The following is a 20616-nucleotide window of genomic DNA, read 5'->3' on the forward strand; positions in this document are numbered from 1 at the left end:
CCCGTACCGCGAGGAGCAACCCATGACCGCGAAGTCCTTCGGTCGCGCCGTGCTGGCGGTGGCCATGGCCGGAACCGCCCTGCTGGGCCTGGCCGGCACCGCCGCCGCCTCCGAGTCCGCCGGCTACATCGGCGACAACCAGACCAACGACTCCACCGGCGTCTGGTGCGTCCAGCACCTGCTCAACGACGTCGCCCGGGCCAACAACCGGGCGACCATCGACGAGGACAGCATCTGGGGCCCGAAGACCAAGGACCAGGTCCAGTGGTTCCAGTCCTTCGTCCACGTGAAGCCGGACGGCATCGTCGGCCCCTTCACCGGCGACAACCTCCTCTACCGCGGTGATGCGCAGTACGGCGGGAAGCACGGCGCCTGCTTCCCCTACATACCCAGCGACTCGGGGCTGTTCGAGTAGCACCCGCCCGTCGAGCACACCGGGCGTCAGGGAGGCCGATCACCGGCCGCCCTGGCGCATCATCACGGAATCGGAGACCCTCCTGTGAGCAGCACCCCCCTCCCCGCCCGGCGCCGGTTGTCGCTGGGCCTGGGCCTGGGCCTGGCCCTGGCGTCCGCGCTGACCGGCCTCGGCGCCTCCACCGCCTCCGCCGCGACCCCGCCGGCCCCGATCCCGATCACCTCCCCGTCCTGCCCGGCCAACCTCCAGCAGGGCGAGGCCGACGGCTGCGTCACCCAGCTCCAGGCGGAGCTCAACCTGACCGGCGCCCACCTCACCGTGGACGGCCAGTTCGGGCCCGCCACCGACGGCGCCGTGCGCACCTTCCAGGGCGCGCACAGCCTCACCGCGGACGGCATCGTCGGCCCGGCCACCAAGTCGGCGCTCGACACGGCGGCCACCGCCGCCTCCGGCACCGTCGACCTCCGCACCCAGTGCGGGAACCTGCAGACCGGGGCGAGCGGGCAGTGCGCCTCGACCCTGCAGACGATGCTGAACACCTTCAACGCGGGCCGCCTCGTCGTGGACGGGCAGTTCGGCCCCGCCACCGACACCGCCGTACGCAACTTCCAGGCCGCCCAGGGCCTGGCCATCGACGGCATCGTCGGCGCCGGCGTCAAGAACGCCCTCTACACCGCCACCCCCGCCCCGCTGCCCAGCGGCCCGATCGACGCCACCAAGGTCCTGAACGCGGCCAAGTCCTACCTGGGCGTCCCGTACGTGTGGGGCGGCGGCCACTCGCTGCGCGGCGAGGGCCCCGGCCCGTCGCTGGGCACCTGCGACGGCTACACCGGCTCGATCCAGCCCTGCCCGGCCAACACCACGGCCGGGATGGACTGTTCGGGCCTGGTCCGGGCCGCCTTCTGGTTCGGCGCCGGCATCGACCTCGCCAACGGCGGCGACACCACCGACCAGACCCTGGACAAGCACCTCACCCCGATCACCGAGGACCAGCGGCAGCCGGGCGACGTCGAGTACTTCGGCACCGACGCCCACAACACCCACCACGTGGTGCTCTACGCCGGCACCGACTCCGCCACCGGCGCGGACATGATGTACGAGGCCAAGGAGACGGGCACCGACGTGCACTACGTCACCCTGCGCACCGGCGGCTACTGGTACCACGTCACGGCCTGACCGCCCGGGGCCGTTCACCCGGCCCGGCCGGCAGGGGCCCCGCCGTCCCACCCCGACCATCGACCTGACCTTTGTGAAGGACAACACCCATGCGTACCAAGCTCGCTGCCATCGCCGCCGGAGCCGTCATGCTCACCGGCCTCGGAATCGGCACCGCCACCACCGCGTCCGCCAGCACCCCCGCCGTGTGCACCCAGTACGGCTACTACAGCGACAACGAGGCGCAGGTGAGCCTCAACGACAGCGGCCCGGAGATCAAGGCGCTGCAGTGCGAGCTCAACTACAGCGTGCGCGGCGCCGGTCTCAAGGTGGACGGGATCTTCGGCAAGAACACCCTCGCCGTCGTGCAGAAGTTCCAGAAGTGCGCCGGTCTCGACCCCGACGGCATCGTCGGCCCGCTGACCTGGAACAGGCTGGACAACCAGAGCGACATCGACACGGCGGCGAACTACATCTGCTGACCCGGCCCGACCGAGTCCTCCCCGTCACGCGTACCGAAGGAAGAACCATGCGCAACAAGCTCGCGGCCGTCGCGGTCGCCACCCTCCTGGCCGCCGGCTTCGGCGTGACCACCGCCGGCAGCGCCTCGGCCGCGACGTCCCCGAGCCAGCTCTGCGGCGGCTACAGCACCAGCGAGCCGGAGCTCTCCCAGGACGACAGCGGTGACGCGGTCAAGGCCCTACAGTGCGAGCTGTACAACTCCCTCGCCTACCAGGGCCCGGACGTCGACGGGTACTTCGGCCCCAAGACCCTCGCCGCGGTGCAGAAGTTCCAGACCTGCACCGGCCTCAAGCCCGACGGCATCGTCGGCCCGCTGACCTGGGCCAAGCTGGACTACCAGGCCAACTACGGCTCCCGCCCGGTCTGGTGCTAGGGACCGTCGTGGACTGACGAAACGCCCGGCCGGGACCTCCCGGCCGGGCGTTCTCGCGTACGGCCGGTCCGCGGCTCGCGGCCGCTCAGCCAGTGAAGGGGAAGGGCGGCAGGACCCGGCACACGGAGTCCCGGGGCTGCCCGGGTTGCAGCGGCGCGGGGGATCCCATCCCGGTGACGTAGAGCCAGGTCAGGACGGCCGCGGCGGCGAGCAGGGCCGGCAGGCGGTACCGGCGGCTGCTCGGCCGGCGGCCCAGCAGTGCGCCGAGCGCCAGGAGCGCGACGAGCACGACCGTCCACCAGGACACCGTGGCCGTCGCCAGGTTCGGGTTCGGCTCGTGGTCCTGGACCAGGCAGTGGTGCCAGGCCGCGAGGACGCGGCTGTTGCCGAACAGCGTGCCGCCCGTGGCCAGGACCAGGGCGGCCGCCGTCCAGGCCGCCCGCCGGATCCAGCCGCTCCGCCGCTCCCGCGCTGACCGCATGCCGCCTCCATGTGCTCTTCCGTCCGTCCGGAACCGTGGATCGCCGGATTCCGGTACCACGATGCCCGTCGGCCCGGCTCCGGTTCCCGTCCCCGGCGTCCCCGCCGTCCCACGCCGTCCCGGGATGGGGCGCCGGAGCATCTGAGACGGATTCAGGATGGCTACGGGGGTCGAACTCGATCTAGGTTCAGGTCCGCGAGACCCGCGGCGATCCGTTCGCTCCGGCCGACCTTTCGCTCCGGAGGGCCTCGCGCTCCGGCCGACCGGCTGTCGCCGCGCGGCCCCCGAGCACGGGACGCGGCGCACGCACCCGGTCCTCTTCAGCCCCGCACCCCGCCCCGGCGGGCCGACTTCCCTTGGGTGGCGACCATGCCAGATCACGACACTCCGCAACCGGAGGCAGCACCCCGCCGCACGTTCGACGACGTGGTGGCCGCCGGCCTGTCGCGCCGTCAGGCCCTGACCGGCGGCACCATCGCCCTCGCCGCGTTCCTCGGCCTCTCCGCGTCCCCCGCCTCCGCCGCCCCCGCCGGGCAGCCGGGCACGGCCGGTGCGGCGGCGCACCCGCTCGGCTTCACCGCCGTCCCCGCGAGCAGCGCCGACGCCGTCACCGTGCCCGCCGGGTACTCCGTGCAGGTGCTCGCCCCGTGGGGGCAGGCCGTGCGCGAGAGCGGCCCGAAGTGGCGCGCCGACGGCGGCAACACCGCGGCGGAGCAGGCCGAGCAGGTCGGTTCCCACCACGCCGGCCTGCACTTCTTCCCGGGCACCGACGACTCCCACGGCACCCTGGTGCTCACCCACGAGTCCACCGACGCCGCCCTGCTGTACGGCCGCACCGGCACGGCGGCCACGGACGGACAGGTGAGCAAGGAACAGGTCGCCAAGGCGCTCGCCGCGCACGGCGTCAGCGTGCTGGAGGTGCGCCGCACCGGCGGCACCTGGCAGCTCGCCGACTCGCCGCGCAACGTGCGCGTCACCGGTGCCACGCCCGTCACCTTCTCCGGACCGGTGGGCGCCGACCACCCGGCCCTGCGGACCGGCACGCCCGCCACGGGCACGCTCGGCACCGGCGCGCACGGGGTGACCCCGTGGGGGACGTTCCTGGCGGGCGAGCGCAACACCGCCGGCTACTTCGGCACCGACGACAGGACGTGGCGGGCGACCCGCGCCCAGAAGCGGGCCGGCCTCGGCGCCCGCGGCGACGGCCACGGCTGGCACCGCGCCGACGCTCGCTTCGACCTCGCGGTGAACGGCAACGAGGCCAACCGGTTCGGCTGGGTGGTGGAGATCGACCCGGCCGACCCGCAGGCGGCACCCGTGAAGCGCACCGCGCTGGGCCGCTTCCAGCACGTCGGGGCGAGCGTGACCGAGTCCGCCGGCCGGGTCGTCGTCTACAGCGGCGACGACGAGAACGGCGGCTACCTCTACAAGTTCGTCGGTTCGGACAGCTGGTGGCGGCTGCGCTCCCAGGGCCGCAGCCCGCTGGACCACGGCACCCTGTACGTCGCCCGGTTCGAGGACGACGGCACCGGCCGCTGGCTGCCGCTGACCCACGGCCAGGGCCCGCTGACCGTCGCCAACGGTTGGGCCGACCAGGCCGACGTCCTGCTGCGGGCCCGGCTGGCGGCGGACTCGCTCGGCGCCACCCCGCTGGAGCGGCCCCAGCAGACCTCGGTGAGCCCGGACGGGACGGCGTTCTGCGCGCTCGCGAACAGCCCGGGCCTCGGCCACTGCGCCGCCGGCCCGAACGCCCACCGGGCCGCGGTCAGCCCGCGCGCCGAGAACCCGTACGGCCACGTGATCCGCTGGCGCGAGGACGGGACGGCCGACCAGGGCGACGGCCGGGCGACCGGCTTCCACTGGCAGGTCTTCGTGCTCGCCGGCGACCCGGCCCACGACCACCAGGTCCACCTGGACGCCGCGGGCATGTTCGCCTCGCCGAAGAACCTGTGGTCCGACGCCGACGGCCGGCTGTGGATCGGGACCGGCATCCCGGCCTACGACCAGAACCGGGCCGAGACCGGCCACGAGCACCTGGGCAACAACGCCATGCTGGCCGCCGACCCCGCCACCGGCGAGGTCCGCCGCTTCCTGACCGGCCCGCGCGGCGCCGAGATCACCGGCGTGGTCACCACCCCGGACCGCCGCACCATGTTCGTCAACGTCCAGCACCCGGGCGAGCACACCCTCGCCTGGGGCACGCCCACCCAGGACGATCCCCGCGTGGTCAGCAACTGGCCGGACCACGACGCCGGCGGCCGCCCGCGCTCGGCCGTGCTCGTGATCCGGCGGACGGACGGGGGCGTCATCGGGGCCGCGTAGCGCACCCGACGCCCGACTCACCCGACGCCCGCCCCGCCCGTCCTGTCAGCAAGCCCAGCACGACTTCCGGAGAACCAGATGGTCACCATCATCTCGCGCAGTGAATGGGGCGCCCAGCCGCCCAAGACAACCGACTTCGGTCCCTTCTCCCCGTGGGTCGGCGGCATCGTCATCCACCACGAGGGCGGCGGGCACAAGTCCGTCGATCCCCACAGCCAGTGCGCCGCACTGGTCAGGAAGATCCAGGACGAGTCGATGCACCACGGCCTCACCCAGGACATCCGGGAGTGGACCGGCAACGGGGAGCCCGAGTACGACGACATCCCGTACAACTTCCTGGTCTGCAGGCACGGTTCCATCTACGAGGGGCGCGGACTCAACTACCGGTCCGGCGCGAACGGCACCGAGTCGCCCGGGGCCAACTCCGACTACTACGCCGTGATGGGCCTGATGGGCGCCGACGACGACGTGACCCCGGAGATGGTCGCGGGCATCAGGACGCTCTGCGGCTGGCTGCAGAACGAGAAGGGCGCGGGCCTCCGGATCGTCGGGCACACGGACGTCCGCACGGTGACCCACACGGACTGCCCCGGGAAGCTCTACCCGTACGTCAAGGACGGCTCCTTCATCGAGCGGGGCTCGGGCACCGGTGCCGGCCCCGACTCCGACACCCTGCACATCTACTCCCGCGCCCAGTGGGGCGCCCGCCCGGCGAAGGACATCACGCCGGTGGCCATCGGCGACCGCACCGGGTTCACCGTGCACTACTCGGACGGGCCGACCACCCAGACGCTCCGGTCGATCCAGAACTACCACATGGACTCCAACGGCTGGTCCGACATCGGCTACAACTTCCTGGTCGACACCAGCGGCCGGATCTTCGAGGGCCGCGGCTGGTACCTCCAGGGCGCGCACGCCTACGGGGCCAACACCACCCACATCGGCGTCTGCTTCATCGGCGAGAGCGGCGACGCCACCGACATCGCGATGTCCGCGATCCGGTCGATGTACGAGAAGGCCTGCGACATGGCCGGCCACGTCCTCACCAAGACCTACCACGGCATGCTCCCCGGCAACTCCACCGACTGCCCGGGGGCGCAGCTGCGCGCCTGGGTCCAGAACGGCATGCCGGCGCAGGTCCGCCCGATCGACTGGGCGGGCAGCGGCTACACCCCGCCGCCCACCGACTCCAGCGGCGCGAGCGGCGGCGGCATGACCCAGGTGCGGTCGGTCTCCGCCCAGCAGCAGGCGGTCAACGGCCTGGGCTACAGCCCGGCACTGGACGTCGACGGCGCCTGGGGGCCGAAGACGGACGCCGGCGTGCGCTGGCTGCAGAACAAGGTCGGCGTCACCGCCGACGGCCTGTGGGGGCCCGGTACCGAATCGGCGTTCAAGGCCTTCGGGGGCGGCTCGTCCGGCGGCGGCCCCATGACGTCCGTGCGCTCGATAGCGCGCCAGCAGCAGGCCGTCAACGACATGGGCTACAGCCCGGCGCTGGACCTCGACGGCGCCTGGGGGCCGAAGACCGCCGCCGGCGTGCGCTGGCTCCAGGGCAAGGTCGGCACCAACGCCGACGGCCAGTGGGGCCCGGCCACCGAGTCCGCGTACTTCGCGTACATCGACGACGGCGCCGGCCTCACCGTCGACGGCCAGTTCGGCACCCTGACCATCATGGCCGTCCAGCGGGTCTGCGGCTCCACCCCGGACGGCCAGTGGGGGCCCGACTCCAAGCGTTCGCTCCAGCACCACCTCAACGTGTGGGGCAACGCCGGACTGGTCGAGGACGGCGACCCCGGCCCCGCCACCTACCGGGCGCTGCAGACCTTCCTCAACGCCAGCGGCGCCGGCCTCACCGTCGACGGCCAGTGGGGCCCGGCCACCATCAGGGCCCTGCAGAACGCCCTGAACCAGGGACGGTTCTGACCCCGGGGCCCGTCCCGTACCGCAGGCGCCGGGCGATCCTCGCGGATCGCCCGGCGCCTCGCTTCGTCCCGGTCCGCGATCCCGAGAACCCCGGCGGCCCCGCGTTCGTCCTCCCCTCCGAGGCATGGGTGTCCTTCGTCGCCGCCGTCGCGGCCGGCGAACTCCCCACCACCTGAACATGCCTGCGCGAGAAGTCGGCCCGCCCGACGTCCCGCGCACCTCCCAGGGCAGCGAACGGCAGGTAGCGACCGATGGACACGACGACGGACACCACGGGCCACGGCGAAGCACGCTTGGACGATGCGCACAACGTCCTGGTCGCACCGCCGACGGTGCGCAACCTCGACTTCTTCGGGGCGACGATCGGGCCCGAGGACCTCGCCTCCACCGACCTCACCGGGAAGACCCTCTACCTCGCCGGCGACATCTCCGCCCTCGACGGCCGCCGACTCGCCCCCGCCGCCCGCGTGTTCGTCGTCCGGGAGCTCTCCACCGACCACGCCGACGCCCCCTGGCCCGTCGTCGGCCTCGGCCGGGTCCCCGTCCGGGTGCACGGCGCCGGCGTCTACTACCCCCGCTTCTTCGAGCCCGAGGCCGACCACTTCCACCGGGTCCGTGCCGAGCACGCGTTCCAGTCCCTGACCGAGTCCGACAAGCCCGGTTCGGCCCACCGCAGCGGGATCTACCTCACCCCCGTCACCCGCGACGGCGACGACCTGCACTTCCGGCTGCTGCGCTGCTCCACCAACCTGTCCGGCCCGACCGAGAACTTCGGCCCGACCGACACCGACATCGTCGACGCCCTGAACCGCGAGGCCGCCACCGTCTTCCGCGACCACGCGCCGCTGAACCACGTCCTCGCGCAGACCTACCACAACACCCGGGCCACGCCCGGGCGCAAGCAGTCCAAGGCCAAGATCTCGTCCCACGCCGACAAGACCAAGGACATGCCCGCGGACGGCATCATGGCCTTCTGCACCTTCTACGACGGCCTCGACGAGCTCCAGCCCCTGGCCGACGACCCCTTCGACCACGGAACCGGGCGCACCAGCGGCCTGACCAGGCTCCGCTTCCGCCTCAAGGACTCCGCCCGCGAAGCCCACGGGGACGCCCTCCCGACCCAGTTCGAGCTGACCCTCCACCCCGGGTCGGTCTTCTTCGTGCCGCTGTCCACCAACCGCCTCTACACCCACGAGATCCGGCCCTCGGCCCTGGACGCCGGGCTGCTCCCGACCCGACTCGGCTACGTGGTGCGCTGCTCGAAGACCGAGGCCCTCCACCGGGACGGCCGGACGTTCCTCAAGTCCGCCGGTGAGCTGGTGGAGTTGGAGCCGCCGACCGGGACCGGGACGGACGAGCTGCGCGGGCTGTACGCCGAGGAGAACCGGAGCTGGGCCTTCGTCGACTACGGCGACCGGTTCCGGTTCAGCATGAACACGGGGGACTACCGTGCCCCTCGTGCCTAGCATCGCGGACCAGGTCCGCTCCTACGCCCTGCCCGCCGAGCCGGAACTGTTCGCCGAACTGTCCGGCTCGGCCCTCCTGGAGGAGCTGGGGAAGGGCCGCCGGGGCACCACGCTCACCAGGCCCGACGGGACGGGCGGCGTGCCCCTCGTCCGCACCACCACCCGGTACGCCCACCCGGCACAGCGCTTCCGCCCGGTCCACGAACGGCTGGCACGGCGGATCCAGGAGCACGCCGGGCTCCCGCTCGCCTTCGACAACGCCCTCTTCGAGAGTTACACGAACGCGTACACGACCATGGGCGCCCATTCCGACCAGGCCCTCGACCTGGCCGAGGGCTCCTTCATCGCCGTCTTCTCCTGCTACCGGGACCCCGACGCGGGCCCGCCGAGGAGGCTGATCGTCGAGTCGAAGGAGCCGGTCGGCGGCGAACGGTTCGAGCTCCCGCTCACCCACGACGGCGTCATCGTGTTCTCCGTCGAGTCGAACCGCCGCCTCCGGCACCGGATCGTCCTGGACAAGCCCGTCCCCGCGACGGACAACGTGTGGCTGGGCCTGACCTTCCGCACCTCGAAGACCCTCCTCCGGTTCGGCGACGACGGGCACCCGTACCTCCCCCAGGGCGCCCGCCTCACCTCGGCCGACGAGGAGCAGCGCCGCGCGTTCTACCATTTGCGGCGCCGCGAGAACCAGGAGACGGACTTCGTTTATCCCCCGCTGACGTACACCGTCAGCGAGAGCGACCTGCTCCCGCCCGTCTGAACCCGCGCACCAGGCCTCAGTGGTGGCCGTGGTGCTGCTCGTGCCCCGTCGGTCCCTCCGTCTCCGGCGCCCCGCCCATCATCCGCAGCAGCCCAGAACCGATGACACCACTGCTGCGCCGAGTCATCAGGGATGTGGTGGTGCTGCTGGCCGTCGCGCTGCTGCTCCTCTCCTACTCCGCCGGATGGTGGTCCGACCCCGCCGCCGGCACCGCCGCCCCCATGGTCACCGCCACCCGTCCGGAGACGGAGGTGGCCCTTCCGGCCGTGGCGGCCGCCGGGGACGCCACCGAGCCGTACCCGCCCAGCACGGTGTCCCTCGCGGTCGGACAGCGGCTCGGCGTCAGGACCACGGGGGGCGCCTTGTCGAAGCTCTGGTACCTCAGCTCGGCCGGCGACGGCGCCGTGCTGCAGAGCGGCCCGGACTTCGTCCTCACCCCCTGCTCGACGAATCCGCCCGTACCCGGCTGCGCCCCGGAGTTCGACCGGACCTTCACCGCCCTGGGAGCCGGGACCACCACGCTGACCTGGGCGTTCGGCAACGCGTGGGACTGCCGGCCCGACGCACCGAACCGTGCGGAGCTGAGGTGCGACGTCACCAAGAGCATCCAGGTCACCGTCCACTGACGCCCGGCTGCTCCTCCCCCGCGCCCAGGGCTTGACCTCGTCGAGGTCGACCGCGCCCGGGGCACGCCTCCTGGGCTGCTCGCCCCGAAGATCCATGACGTGCCGGACATCCCCCGTGCATCTGTCGCACTCCCCTACCGGCGACTGCAGCCACGCGTCCGTCGGACGGCGAAGGGGATCGGCGCCTCTCTACGTACCCTAGGGGGGTATGGTATGTTCATCATCGAAGCAGCCGCCCGGGCCACTCCGGAAGGCGTCGCCCGCACTGACGACGAACGCACTGACGACAGGAGCACACCATGAGCGAGACCACCGTCACCGTCGAGCCGTCCGCCATCGAGGGCTCCTGCTGCGGCTCGTGCGGCACCGGCGCGGCCGCGGCTCCCGCCGCCACCACCGCCGAGCGCACCGTCCTCCAGGTGGCGGGCATGACCTGCGGCCACTGCGTCGGCGCGGTGACCGCCGAGCTGGAGAAGGTCGCCGGCGTCACCGGGGTCACGGTCGACCTCGCCACCGGCCGGGTCACCGTGGACAGCACCGCCCCGCTGGCCGACACCGAGCTCGCCGCCGCCGTCGACGAGGCCGGATACGACCTGGTCGGCCGGGTCGACGCCTGACGCCCCGTCGGTCCGGGCGTCGGCCCCGCGCCCCGTCCGGACCGATTTCCGCCCCACCGCGCCCCGGTAGAGTGAGGGAACTCCTCACCGCACGGGAACCGGAGGCGGCCATGGCCAGCTACAGCCCCCACAAGGACGACTCCCTCAAGCGGCTGCGCCGCATCGAGGGCCAGATCCGCGGCCTGCAGCGCATGGTCGAGCAGGACACCTACTGCATCGACGTCCTCACCCAGGTCTCCGCGGCCAGCCGCGCGCTCCAGTCCTTCGCGCTGCAACTCCTGGACGAGCACATCGAATGCTGCGTCCGCGACGCCATCGCCGAGGGCGGCCAGGAGGCGAACGCCAAGATCCGCGAGGCCAACCAGGCCATCGCCCGCCTGGTCCGCTCCTGACCCGGACTCGAACCCGGGCCCACCCGCACCGACGCCCTCCGGCGGCACACCGCCGCCGGAGGGCGTTCGTCATTACGGGGTAGGGGTATCCGCGGGCATCCGAGGGCATCCGGACCCGGCGGGCCCTACCGGCCGACCGGCGCCCCGAGCAGCGGCAGGACGATCTCGTCCAGCACCTCGTCGATCACCCGGTCGGCCGGCACCGAACCGCCCATCAGGAAGGCGTCGCGCAGCAGGTCCAGCGGCAGTGAGACGACCCGCGGGGTGAGCCGGGCCGGGTCGACCTCACCCCGGTCGGCGGCCCGGTGCATGATCGCGGCCAGGGCGTCCACCGGCCCCGGCGCACGGAGACCCAGGTGGAAGACGAGGCGCAGTTCGGGGACGCGCATCAGGTCGACCAGGAAGCCGTGGACGGCGTCGGTCGGCAGGTCGTCGAAGCGGTGCAGCAGGCCGCCCAGCAGGATCGCCAGGTCGGTGCGCAGGTCGCCGGTGTCCGGGGGCTCCCGGTAGTCGGGGGCGTTGCGGCCGAGGGCGGCGACCACGAGTTCCACCCGGTTCGGCCAACGGCGGTAGAGCACCGGCTTGCTGGTGCGGGCGCGGGCGGCGACGCCGTCCATGGTGAGCCGGTCGTAGCCGTGCTCGGCCAGTTCGGCCCAGACGGCGTCCAGGATCGCCCGTTCCAGTTCGTCCCCGCGCCTCCGCGGGGCGCCCGCTCTGCCGCTCGCCACCGGTTTCCGCACCCGACCCTCGTAGATACGTTGCGTTTCCTATCGAGGGCAGTCTACAGTCGGAAACAGGAAACGCGCCGTATCTTATGACCGAATGGACAGGGGCGTCCGCCATGCGCGCTGCACTCTCGCACGACTCCACACCCACCACCGACGTCCTGATCGTCGGCGCCGGCCCGGTCGGGCTCACGCTGGCCATCGGGCTGGCCCGGGCCGGCGTCGACTGCCGGATCATCGAGCGGGACGACGCGTTCCGCACCGCCGGCGTCCGCGGCAAGGGCGTCAACCCGCGCACCCTGGAGGTGTTCGACGACCTCGGCGTGGCCGCGCGGATCCTCGACCGGGGCGTGCTCAACCTCGGGATCCGCACCTACGAAGGCGCCCGGCTGGTCCACGAGTTCGACCCCGGGGCCACCCGGCTGCCGACCCCCGACCGCCCGTACGCCGGCACGCTGATGATCGCCCAGCACCAGACCGAGGCCGTCCTGCGCGACCGGCTCGCCGAGTACGGCGTCAGGGTCGAGACCGGCAGCGAACTGACCGACTGCGTCCAGGACTCCGACGACTCCCGGCACGCCGACGACGCCCGCGACACCGCCGGCGTGCTCGCCACCGTCCGACAGGGCGACCGGACGGCGCAGCTGCGCGCCCGCTTCCTGATCGGCTGCGACGGCGGCCGCAGCACCGTCCGCAAGCTGGCCGGCATCCCCTTCCTCGGCGAGACCTGGGAGGAGGAGCGCTTCCTCATGGCCTCGATGGACCTGGACGGCCTGGACCCCGACCACATGCACCTCTGGAACCACCCGAAGTTCGGCGGCGGCGCCATGGCGATCGTCCCGATGCGGCAGGACGGCAAGTGGGCGGTGCACGCCGCCGTCGACCCGGACGAGCACGGCGAGCTGCCCGCGCCCACCCTGGAGACCTTCCGCCGGCTCTTCGCCGAACGGGCCGGGCTGCCCGGGGTCCTGATGCACGAGCCGATCTGGTCCACCGTCTGGCGCCCCACCGTCCGGCTGGTCGAGCGCTACCGCGACGGCCGGGTGCTGCTCGCCGGGGACGCCGCCCACTGCCAGTCCGCGGCGGGCGGCCAGGGCATGAACACCGGCATCCAGGACGCCCACAACCTGGCCTGGAAGCTCGCCGCCGTGCTGCGCGGCGCGCCCGAGGAACTGCTCGACAGCTACCAGGAGGAGCGCCGGCCGATCGCCCGGGCCAGCCTCGACGCCACCTCCGCCCATCACAAGGCGGCGTTCCAGGGCGGCGGCGCCACGGTGATGGCCGAACAGTTCCGCACCCTGACCGTCCAGGACACCGACCTCACCGGGCTCTCGATCGACTACCGCGGCGGCCCGCTCGGCCGGGACCTGGACGACACCACCGGCATCCGGGCCGGCGACCGGGCCCCGGACGCGCCCTGCACCACGGCGGACGGCACGCCGGTCCGGCTGTTCGACCTGTTCCGCGGCCCGCACTTCACCCTGCTGGCCTTCGGCGCCCACCCGGCCCCGGCCGACCCGTCCGCCCGACCCGCGCTCCAGGGCCTACAGGACTTCCCGGACCTCCCCGGCCTGCGGGTCGCCGCCGTCCGCGACCCCGACGGCCACGCCGCCCGCGCGTACGGCCTGCGCGGCGACGCCGTGGTGCTGGTCCGACCGGACGGGTACGTCTCGCTCACCGGCACGACCGTCGACCGGACCACCCTCGCCGAGCACCTGCGGGCCTTCGCCGTCTGACCCGACCGCCCCGGCTCGGCGCGCACCCCCGGGCGGGCGGGCAGGCGTCGAGACCGCCCGGGGAGGGGTCGGGGGCGTAGCATCGGGCCGAAACGGGAAAACCCTCAGAAGGTTCCAATTCCCGCAGAAAATATGACAGTTGGACGCCCGTGCCCCGCAGCGCCGCCGACCCCGAAGGGTTCCATGTCCTCCCCCGCAGCCGACACCGCAGCCACCACCGACACCACCACCACCCCGCTCCCGCCGCTCCACCGGCTCCCCTTCACCCCCGCCCAGCCGCCGCACCCGACCACCCTCCCGGACGGCACCCCCGCCTGGCTCGTCACCCGCTACCACGACGTCCGGCAGGTCCTCGGCGACCCCCGTGTCACCCGGACCGACCTGCATGAGGTCGGGGCCGTCGGCGCCCTCTCCGACGTGGCCGCCAACCCCGCGTCCCTGTTCAACCAGGACGGCGCCGCCCACCGCAGCCTGCGCGCCACCATCCAGAAGGCCTTCACCCCGCGCTCCATCGCCGCCTGGCAGCCCTTGATCGCCGACGCCGTCCAACAGGCCGTGGACGCGGTGGTCGCCGCCGGGCCGCCCGCCGACCTGGTCACCGCCCTCACCCGGCCGGTGCCGTTCACGGTCACCGCGCGGCTGATGGGGCTCGACGACACCGGACCCGAGCGCGTGGACGAGGAGCAGCTGCACCGCTGGGGCCTCGCCGTCCTCGCCCAGGGTGGCGACGCCGCCGAGGACCACAGCGGAGCGATCGCGGAATTCAGCTCCTACACCGTCGAGTTGATGGAGCGCCGACGCCGCGATCCGGGGGACGACCTGGTCAGCCGGATCGTGGTCGCCGCCGATCAGGACGGCAGCGTCCCGGAGGAGTCGCTGGTCCACCTCGTCTGCGGGCTGGCCGCCAGCGGCAACGAGAGCATCGTCGGCATCCTCGGCAACACCCTGGCCTACCTCCTCGGCGAGCGCCCCGACCACTGGCCCCGGCTCGTCGACCCCGACATCACCGAACGCACCACGGAACGCCTGCTCCACTTCATCCCGCTCGGCGACGACGAGGCCACCGTCCGCCGCGCCACCGGCCCGATCGAACTCGGCGGTGCCACCATCCCGGGCGGCGCCGTCGTCGCCATCAGCCTCGGCAGCGCCAACCGCGACCCCGCCGTCTACTCCGACGGCCTCGACGCCGACCTCGACCGGCCCCTCGACGCCCCCACCCTCGCCTTCAGTTCCGGCCCGCACTACTGCATCGGCGCCTGGCGGGTCCGCCTCGAACTGCGCGAATCGCTCCGTCGGCTGGCCACCGCCCTGCCCGGCCTGCGCCTCACCACCCCGCTGGAGCAGCTGAGTTGGCAGCTGGGCAGCACCACCCGCAGCCCGGCCGCGATCCCGGTCGCCTGGTGAGGCCGTCCGTCCGACCGCCTGCCCGACCGCGCGCCCCGTCCCCTCACCCCCACAACCCCGTCACCCCCACAACCCCGTCACCCCCACAACCCCTCGCCCAGCACCCCACCCTCCCGCACCCCCGGCAGTACGTAGGCCACCGCGGAAGCCGTGTGCACCAGGAAGGGGTTGAGCGCGTCCTTGGCCGCCAGCCGGTTCTGCACCCGGGTGAACTGCGCCGGGTCCCGCACGAAGGCGCAGAACAGCAGCCCCCGGTCGTCGGGGGCGTCGTCGTAGCTGTAGCCGCGCCGCAGCATCCGGGCGCCGGAGTCGAGCCGGGGGCTGCTGAGCCGGACGTGGGCGCTGTTGGGGATGACGTACGAGCCGTCCGGGTTCTTGGCGTAGATGTCCGGGTCCTCGTGCTCGGCCGTGCCGGTGAGCGGGGCGCCGTCGCCGCGCCGGCGGCCCATCGCCAGGTCGCGCCGGTCCTCCGGGAGGGCGGCGAACCCGGCGGTGTCCATCCGGATCCGGCGGTAGACCAGGACGGTGCCGTGCTCGTACGGGCCGGGCGGGCCCCAGACCCACTGCTGGGCCTCGGCCGGGGCGGGGTTGGCGGTGCCGTCCTTGTAGCCGAAGAGATTGCGCGGGGTGGTCCCCGGGGGCGTGCGCGGCAGGAAGCCGGGCTGGCTCCAGCGCACCGTCGCGCCCGCCGACTTCGCCGCGCCGCCGAGGAGTTCGGCCACCACGGTGAGCGGCCAGCGGTCCGCGGCGCACAGCTGGACCACCAGGTCGCCGCCGCCGCGCGCCTGGTCCAGCCGGTCCCCGGGGAAGGCCGGGAGCTCCGCCAGCGCGGGCGGGACGTTCAGCCCGAGCCGGGCGGCCGCGCCCGGACCGACCCCGACCAGGCTGCTGAGCCGCGCCGGTTCGCCGTCCCGCAGCCGGGGATCGGCCGGGCCGGCGCCCGCCGCATCGGCCAGCACCCCGGTCAACTCCCCCAGCAGGGAGCGCAGTGCGGTCCGCCCGTCGGAGGTCGCGGCGGGCGCCAGGTCCAGGGCCAGCAGCAGGGTGGCCGGCTGCTGCGGGGCCGTCACCCCGGCCTGCCGGTCCCCGTGGAACGGCGTCTGCGGCACCGCCGGGGGCGGCTGCGGTGCGGCGGCCGGCCCACGGCCCAGGGCCACGGCCCCCGCGCCGACCCCGGCGGCCAGCACCGCGCCGCCGCCCGCGATCAGCGTCCTCCGGTCCACCCCGCCCCTGGCGGCCCCCGGCTGTTTCCGCGCCTTTCCGGTTTCGGCATGCATGACCGACATTGGAGACGATAGAACACCCCGTATGCAACTTTTGACTGTCCGTCAATCCGCCTCCGAAGCACCGCAGCGCCGCCGCCCACGCCGTCCGCACCGCGCGCGCGGCCGGGTCCGCGCCCTCCCCGCCCTGGTGGTCGCCGCCCTCGCCCTGGCCGGCTGCTCCTCCACCGGCGCCCCCTCCTCGGACGCCCGCCACCCGGAGGGCACCGTGGTCCGCGTCCCGCAGGACTTCCCGTCCGTCCAGAAGGCCGTGGACGTCGCCCGCGAGGGCGACACCGTCCTGGTCTCCCCCGGGACGTACCAGGAGAGCGTGCGGATCACCAGGCCCCGGATCGTGCTGCGCGGCACCGACCGCAACGCGGTGGTGCTGGACGGCGGCGTACGGCTGGTCAACGGGGTCACCGTCACCGGCGCCGGCTCGGTGGTGGAGAACCTCACCGTGCACGGCTACCTCGCCAACGGCGTGCTGTTCACCGGCGTCACCGACGAGAAGCTCCAGCAGCGCGGCGCCGGCGGCTCCGCCTACAACCCGCTGGACACCACCCGCTTCCCCGCCCTCCAGGGCTTCCGTGCGACGCGGGTCACCGCCTACAACAACGGCCTGTACGGGATCTACGCCTTCGACGCCCGGGCCGGGGTCATCGAGGACTCCTACGCCTCCGGCGGCGCCGACTCCGGCGTCTACGTCGGCCAGTGCAAGCCCTGCGACACCCTGGTGCGCGGCAACACCGTGGAGCGCAACGCGGTCGGCATCGAGATCACCAACGCCTCGGACAACCTCTGGTTCCTCGGCAACCGGGTGGTCGGCAACCGGGTCGGCGTCACCGTCAACTCCAACGACCTGGAAGCCCTCGCCCCCCAGCACGGCGCCGTGATCGCCGGGAACGCCGTCACCGACAACAACGCCTCCGACACCCCCGAGCAGGCCGACGGCGGCTTCGGCATCGGCATCGGGATCGGCGGCGGCACCGCGAACCGGGTCGAGCGCAACCTGGTCAAGGGCAACCGCTCGGCCGGCGTGATCGTCACCGACCCGCCCGGGCACCCGGCCGCCGGCAACCTGGTCAAGGGCAACCGCACCGAGGGCAACGGCGTCGACCTGGTACTCGCCTCCGCCGACCCGGGCAACTGCTTCACCGGCAACCAGCCCGCCACCCAGAGCCCGGACGACCTGGAGGCGCGGGCCGCCTGCGAGGCGCAGAGCCGCAGCCCGCTCACGGCCGGCCGGGCCGCGCCGGTCCAGGCCCCGCCCGGCGTGCCGTTCAACCAGGTGCAGGCGCCGCCCGCCCAGCCCTCGCTGCCGGATCCCAACGCCCCCGCCCGCCCGGCCACCGACCTGCCCGGCCCGGTCGACCCGGACGCCTACCCGCTCCCGGCGACCGCCGACGCCGTCCTCCCGCACTGACCCGCGGCCGCGGCGCGACGGCCGCCCCGCACGGAGCACGGGCGGGCCCACGGCACACCGAGTGCCGCGGGCCCGCCCGACGCCGTTCCGGGCCCGGGGCCGGCACGCCGACCGCCCGGGCCGCTCAGGGCCGCCCGGGCCGCTCAGATCCGCTCAGGGCCGCCGCAGCGGCGCGGGCGGGTCGACCGCCTCGACGGCCGAGACCAGCGGGGCCAGCTCGGGGTTGCGGGCGGCCTGGTCGAGCGCCTCGCGCAGCGCGGCGTCATTGGTCGGCCGGGCCTGCGCCAGGAGCCGCAGGCCGTCCTCGCTCACGTCGGTGTAGATGCCGCGGCGGTCGGTGGGGCACAGGTAGCGGGCGAGCAGCCCGCGGTCCTCCAGCCGGGAGACCAGCCGGGTGGTGGCGCTCTGGCTGAGCACGACCGCGTCGGCGACCTGCTTCATCTGGAGGTGGCCGCCCTCGCCGTCGTGCTGGCGGCTGAGCACGTCGAGCAGCGAGTACTCGCGCACGCTCAGGTCGTGCTCCGCCTGGAGGGCGCGCTCGATGTGCGCCTCGATCCTGCCGTACAGGACGTACAGGGCGGCCCATCCGTTGGCGAGGGCGGTCAGCGCGGGGTCCGTGGCGGTCATCGGCACGGTCTCCTTCCAGGTACGGGCCGGGTGCGAGCCAGGTGCGGGCCGGGTGCCCGGCCGGGCACGAGCAGGCCTCCAGTTTAGGCCTCGGGCATGCTGACGGTGATTGCCCGCATTTGCACATAGCCCGCGCTTGCAACTATTGTCGAGGCACGTAAGGCGCACTAGCAATCGCACGGAGGTCGCGCCATGCCCCTCGCACTCCTCGCCCTGGCCATCGGGGCCTTCGGGATCGGAACCACCGAGTTCGTGATCATGGGCCTACTGCCCCAGATCGCGGACGACTACGGCGTGACCGTCCCCACCGCCGGCCTACTGGTCACCGGCTACGCACTCGGCGTGGTCATCGGCGCCCCGCTGATGACCGTGCTCGGCACCCGGATCAGCCGCAAGACCATGCTCATGCTGCTGATGGGCCTGTTCGTCATCGGCAACCTGCTGTCCGCCGCCGCCCCCAGCTTCCCGCTGATGCTCGCCGGGCGGATCGTGACCTCGCTGGCCCACGGCGCGTTCTTCGGCATCGGCTCGGTCGTCGCCGCCGAACTCGTCGCCCCGCAGAAGAAGGCCGGCGCCATCGCCACCATGTTCACCGGGCTCACCGTCGCCAACATCGTCGGCGTCCCGCTGGGCACCTTCATCGGCCAGGCCGTCGGCTGGCGCACCACCTTCACCGGTGTCGCCGCCCTCGGACTGCTCGGCCTGCTCGGCATCGGCAAGCTCGTCCCCAGCCTGCCCCGCCCCGAAGGCGCGCACCTGCGCGGCGAGTTGACCGCCTTCCGCAACCCGCAGGTGCTGCTCGCGATGGCGATGACCGTCCTCGGCTTCGGCGGCGTCTTCGCCGCGATCACCTACATCGCCCCGATGATGACCGACACCGCCGGCTACTCCGAGGGCGCGGTCACCTGGCTGCTGGTGCTGTTCGGCGTCGGGATGTTCCTCGGCAACCTGCTCGGCGGCAGGTTCGCCGACCGCAAGCTGATGCCCCTGCTCTACACCACCCTCGGCGGCCTGGCCGTCGTCCTGGCCCTGTTCACCCTCACCGCGCACGACAAGGTCGCCGCCGCCGTGACGATCCTGCTGGTCGGCGCCCTCGGCTTCGCCACCGTCCCCCCGCTGCAGAAGCGCGTCCTCGACCAAGCCCACGGCGCCCCCACCCTCGCCTCCGCCGTCAACATCGGCGCCTTCAACCTCGGCAACGCCCTGGCGGCCTGGCTCGGCGGCCTGGTCATCTCGGCCGGCCTCGGCTACACCGCCCCCAACTGGGTCGGCGCCCTGCTCGCCGCGGCCGCGCTGCTGCTCGCCCTCTGGTCCGCCGCCCTCGAACGCCGCGACCAGCACCGGTCCGCCGCCACCCCCGGCGGCTCCCCCGCACCGCTGACCCCCGCCCACCACTGACCACCTCCCCCCACCCCCCAGAACCACCGAAGGAACCCAGGAACCATGAGCGCCCCCTCCGTCCCCACCGTGAAGCTGAACAACGGCGTCGAGATCCCCCAGCTCGGCTTCGGCGTCTTCCAGGTCCCCGACGACGAGACCACCACCGCCGTCACCGCCGCCCTCGAAGCCGGCTACCGCAGCATCGACACCGCCGCGATCTACGGCAACGAGGCCGGCGTCGGCCGCGCCCTGGCCGCCTCCGGCCTGGCCCGCCAGGACCTCTTCGTCACCACCAAGCTGTGGAACGCCGACCAGGGTTACGACGCCACCCTGCGCGCCTTCGACGCCGGCCTCGCCAAGCTCGGCCTCGACACCGTCGACCTCTACCTCATCCACTGGCCCACCCCGGCCCGGGACCGCTACGTCGACTCCTGGCGCGCGATCGAGCGCCTCGCCACCGAGGGCCGGATCCGCGCCGCCGGTGTCTCCAACTTCCAGCCCGCCCACCTCCAGCGCCTGCTGGAGACCAGCGAGCTCGTCCCCGCCGTCAACCAGGTCGAGCTGCACCCCGGCCTCCAGCAGAGCGAGCTGCGCGCCTTCCACGCCCGGCACGGCATCGCCACCGAGGCCTGGAGCCCGCTCGCCCAGGGCGCCGTCCTCGACGACCCGGCCGTCACCGCGATCGCCGAGCGCACCGGCAAGTCCCCGGCCCAGGTCGTGCTGCGCTGGCACCTCCAGCTCGGCAACGTCGTCATCCCGAAGTCCGTCACCCCCGCCCGGATCCGGCAGAACCTCGACGTCTTCGACTTCGAGCTGACCGAGCAGGACATGGCCGGCATCGCCGCGACCGACCGCGGCCTGCGCACCGGCCCCCACCCGGACCAGTTCAACTGACCGACCCCGCACCCCGACGGCCTGCCGACGGCGCTCGACGCCGTCGGCCGCCCGCCGCGCACGACCACACCACCGCCCCCACCGTCGGGGCAGCAACCCCAAAGGCATTG

General features: G+C 73.5%; 20 protein-coding genes. 16 read left to right on the forward strand and 4 right to left on the reverse strand.

The window, feature by feature from the left end:
- Nucleotides 1-22 precede the first annotated feature (22 nt).
- The 4 genes from ACFY2K_RS36525 to ACFY2K_RS36540 all read left to right on the forward strand — a co-directional run bounded on the left by ACFY2K_RS36525 (nucleotide 23) and on the right by ACFY2K_RS36540 (nucleotide 2465).
- Nucleotides 23-415 carry a peptidoglycan-binding domain-containing protein gene (locus tag ACFY2K_RS36525; protein ID WP_380527510.1) on the forward strand — a complete coding sequence of 131 codons (393 nt, stop codon included), beginning with the start codon at nucleotides 23-25 and terminating at the stop codon, nucleotides 413-415.
- 84 nt (nucleotides 416-499) lie between these two features.
- Nucleotides 500-1591, forward strand: a complete 1092-nt coding sequence (locus ACFY2K_RS36530) for a peptidoglycan-binding protein (protein WP_380644724.1) — start codon at nucleotides 500-502, stop codon at nucleotides 1589-1591.
- Nucleotides 1592-1680: 89 nt separating this feature from the next.
- Nucleotides 1681-2052, forward strand: coding sequence for a peptidoglycan-binding protein (locus ACFY2K_RS36535; RefSeq protein ID WP_380527505.1), 372 nt, complete (start codon nucleotides 1681-1683; stop codon nucleotides 2050-2052).
- Between the two features lie 47 nt (nucleotides 2053-2099).
- Entirely contained in the window at nucleotides 2100-2465 is a 366-nt protein-coding gene (locus ACFY2K_RS36540) for a peptidoglycan-binding protein (RefSeq protein ID WP_380527503.1), read from the forward strand.
- Nucleotides 2466-2550: 85 nt separating this feature from the next.
- Here the strand turns inward: ACFY2K_RS36540 and ACFY2K_RS36545 are convergent, their stop codons facing one another.
- Nucleotides 2551-2946 carry a hypothetical protein gene (locus tag ACFY2K_RS36545; RefSeq protein ID WP_387716985.1) on the reverse strand — a complete coding sequence of 132 codons (396 nt, stop codon included), beginning with the start codon at nucleotides 2944-2946 and terminating at the stop codon, nucleotides 2551-2553.
- Nucleotides 2947-3315: 369 nt separating this feature from the next.
- Between ACFY2K_RS36545 and ACFY2K_RS36550 the strand changes: the two genes are divergently transcribed.
- The 7 genes from ACFY2K_RS36550 to ACFY2K_RS36580 all read left to right on the forward strand — a co-directional run bounded on the left by ACFY2K_RS36550 (nucleotide 3316) and on the right by ACFY2K_RS36580 (nucleotide 11052).
- On the forward strand, nucleotides 3316-5268 hold the full coding sequence (locus ACFY2K_RS36550; RefSeq protein WP_387716987.1) for a PhoX family protein: 1953 nt from the start codon (nucleotides 3316-3318) through the stop codon (nucleotides 5266-5268).
- A 78-nt stretch (nucleotides 5269-5346) separates the two neighbouring features.
- Entirely contained in the window at nucleotides 5347-7191 is a 1845-nt protein-coding gene (locus ACFY2K_RS36555; protein WP_380594383.1) for a peptidoglycan-binding protein, read from the forward strand.
- A 251-nt stretch (nucleotides 7192-7442) separates the two neighbouring features.
- Nucleotides 7443-8657 (forward strand): hypothetical protein, encoded by a 1215-nt coding sequence (locus ACFY2K_RS36560; protein WP_387716989.1) that lies wholly within the window; start codon nucleotides 7443-7445, stop codon nucleotides 8655-8657.
- The gene (locus tag ACFY2K_RS36565; RefSeq protein ID WP_387716991.1) at nucleotides 8650-9417 is read left to right on the forward strand and encodes a hypothetical protein; all 768 of its coding nucleotides are present in this window, start codon (nucleotides 8650-8652) and stop codon (nucleotides 9415-9417) included. Before ACFY2K_RS36560 ends, ACFY2K_RS36565 begins: the two co-directional genes overlap by 8 nt.
- Nucleotides 9418-9518: 101 nt before the next feature.
- Nucleotides 9519-10043 (forward strand): hypothetical protein, encoded by a 525-nt coding sequence (locus ACFY2K_RS36570; protein ID WP_387716993.1) that lies wholly within the window; start codon nucleotides 9519-9521, stop codon nucleotides 10041-10043.
- Between the two features lie 299 nt (nucleotides 10044-10342).
- Nucleotides 10343-10660 (forward strand): heavy-metal-associated domain-containing protein, encoded by a 318-nt coding sequence (locus ACFY2K_RS36575; RefSeq protein ID WP_387716995.1) that lies wholly within the window; start codon nucleotides 10343-10345, stop codon nucleotides 10658-10660.
- A 110-nt stretch (nucleotides 10661-10770) separates the two neighbouring features.
- Entirely contained in the window at nucleotides 10771-11052 is a 282-nt protein-coding gene (locus tag ACFY2K_RS36580; RefSeq protein ID WP_380527486.1) for a metal-sensitive transcriptional regulator, read from the forward strand.
- Between the two features lie 125 nt (nucleotides 11053-11177).
- On the opposite strand, the gene ACFY2K_RS36585 is transcribed toward ACFY2K_RS36580, so the two are convergent.
- A complete protein-coding gene (locus ACFY2K_RS36585; protein ID WP_380527483.1) occupies nucleotides 11178-11780 on the reverse strand; it encodes a TetR/AcrR family transcriptional regulator in 603 nt (200 codons plus the stop codon).
- Between the two features lie 113 nt (nucleotides 11781-11893).
- Here ACFY2K_RS36585 and ACFY2K_RS36590 point away from each other — a divergent pair, with 113 nt between their 5' ends.
- Together ACFY2K_RS36590 and ACFY2K_RS36595 are read left to right on the forward strand one after the other, a co-directional pair.
- Complete coding sequence (locus ACFY2K_RS36590; RefSeq protein WP_387716997.1) at nucleotides 11894-13513, forward strand: FAD-dependent oxidoreductase; 1620 nt, start codon at nucleotides 11894-11896, stop codon at nucleotides 13511-13513.
- Between the two features lie 183 nt (nucleotides 13514-13696).
- Entirely contained in the window at nucleotides 13697-14917 is a 1221-nt protein-coding gene (locus ACFY2K_RS36595; protein WP_387716999.1) for a cytochrome P450, read from the forward strand.
- Nucleotides 14918-14994: 77 nt separating this feature from the next.
- On the opposite strand, the gene ACFY2K_RS36600 is transcribed toward ACFY2K_RS36595, so the two are convergent.
- Nucleotides 14995-16194 carry a Dyp-type peroxidase gene (locus ACFY2K_RS36600; protein ID WP_380527476.1) on the reverse strand — a complete coding sequence of 400 codons (1200 nt, stop codon included), beginning with the start codon at nucleotides 16192-16194 and terminating at the stop codon, nucleotides 14995-14997.
- Nucleotides 16195-16225: 31 nt separating this feature from the next.
- On the opposite strand from ACFY2K_RS36600, the gene ACFY2K_RS36605 reads away from it, so the two are divergent.
- On the forward strand, nucleotides 16226-17605 hold the full coding sequence (locus ACFY2K_RS36605) for a right-handed parallel beta-helix repeat-containing protein (protein ID WP_387717001.1): 1380 nt from the start codon (nucleotides 16226-16228) through the stop codon (nucleotides 17603-17605).
- Between the two features lie 153 nt (nucleotides 17606-17758).
- Here ACFY2K_RS36605 and ACFY2K_RS36610 read toward each other — a convergent pair whose 3' ends face one another.
- The gene (locus ACFY2K_RS36610) at nucleotides 17759-18232 is read right to left on the reverse strand and encodes a MarR family winged helix-turn-helix transcriptional regulator (protein ID WP_380527472.1); all 474 of its coding nucleotides are present in this window, start codon (nucleotides 18230-18232) and stop codon (nucleotides 17759-17761) included.
- 192 nt (nucleotides 18233-18424) lie between these two features.
- On the opposite strand from ACFY2K_RS36610, the gene ACFY2K_RS36615 reads away from it, so the two are divergent.
- On the forward strand, nucleotides 18425-19630 hold the full coding sequence (locus tag ACFY2K_RS36615; RefSeq protein WP_387717004.1) for an MFS transporter: 1206 nt from the start codon (nucleotides 18425-18427) through the stop codon (nucleotides 19628-19630).
- A 45-nt stretch (nucleotides 19631-19675) separates the two neighbouring features.
- Nucleotides 19676-20506, forward strand: coding sequence for an aldo/keto reductase (locus ACFY2K_RS36620; protein ID WP_387717006.1), 831 nt, complete (start codon nucleotides 19676-19678; stop codon nucleotides 20504-20506).
- The last annotated feature ends 110 nt before the right edge of the window (nucleotides 20507-20616 follow it).

The sequence above is a fragment of the Kitasatospora sp. NPDC001309 genome (assembly GCF_042896295.1).
Classification (GTDB): Bacteria; Actinomycetota; Actinomycetes; order Streptomycetales; family Streptomycetaceae; genus Kitasatospora.

Coding starts and splice junctions, on each gene's coding strand:
- ACFY2K_RS36535 (WP_380527505.1), top strand. CDS start 1,681: ATGCGTACCAAGCTCGCTGCCATCGCCGCCGGAGCCGTCATGCTCACC.
- ACFY2K_RS36615 (WP_387717004.1), top strand. CDS start 18,425: ATGCCCCTCGCACTCCTCGCCCTGGCCATCGGGGCCTTCGGGATCGGA.
- ACFY2K_RS36560 (WP_387716989.1), top strand. CDS start 7,443: ATGGACACGACGACGGACACCACGGGCCACGGCGAAGCACGCTTGGAC.
- ACFY2K_RS36570 (WP_387716993.1), top strand. CDS start 9,519: ATGACACCACTGCTGCGCCGAGTCATCAGGGATGTGGTGGTGCTGCTG.
- ACFY2K_RS36525 (WP_380527510.1), top strand. CDS start 23: ATGACCGCGAAGTCCTTCGGTCGCGCCGTGCTGGCGGTGGCCATGGCC.
- ACFY2K_RS36590 (WP_387716997.1), top strand. CDS start 11,894: ATGCGCGCTGCACTCTCGCACGACTCCACACCCACCACCGACGTCCTG.
- ACFY2K_RS36575 (WP_387716995.1), top strand. CDS start 10,343: ATGAGCGAGACCACCGTCACCGTCGAGCCGTCCGCCATCGAGGGCTCC.
- ACFY2K_RS36610 (WP_380527472.1), bottom strand. CDS start 18,232: ATGACCGCCACGGACCCCGCGCTGACCGCCCTCGCCAACGGATGGGCC.
- ACFY2K_RS36540 (WP_380527503.1), top strand. CDS start 2,100: ATGCGCAACAAGCTCGCGGCCGTCGCGGTCGCCACCCTCCTGGCCGCC.
- ACFY2K_RS36555 (WP_380594383.1), top strand. CDS start 5,347: ATGGTCACCATCATCTCGCGCAGTGAATGGGGCGCCCAGCCGCCCAAG.
- ACFY2K_RS36550 (WP_387716987.1), top strand. CDS start 3,316: ATGCCAGATCACGACACTCCGCAACCGGAGGCAGCACCCCGCCGCACG.
- ACFY2K_RS36595 (WP_387716999.1), top strand. CDS start 13,697: ATGTCCTCCCCCGCAGCCGACACCGCAGCCACCACCGACACCACCACC.
- ACFY2K_RS36545 (WP_387716985.1), bottom strand. CDS start 2,946: ATGCGGTCAGCGCGGGAGCGGCGGAGCGGCTGGATCCGGCGGGCGGCC.
- ACFY2K_RS36620 (WP_387717006.1), top strand. CDS start 19,676: ATGAGCGCCCCCTCCGTCCCCACCGTGAAGCTGAACAACGGCGTCGAG.
- ACFY2K_RS36580 (WP_380527486.1), top strand. CDS start 10,771: ATGGCCAGCTACAGCCCCCACAAGGACGACTCCCTCAAGCGGCTGCGC.
- ACFY2K_RS36605 (WP_387717001.1), top strand. CDS start 16,226: ATGCAACTTTTGACTGTCCGTCAATCCGCCTCCGAAGCACCGCAGCGC.
- ACFY2K_RS36600 (WP_380527476.1), bottom strand. CDS start 16,194: ATGCATGCCGAAACCGGAAAGGCGCGGAAACAGCCGGGGGCCGCCAGG.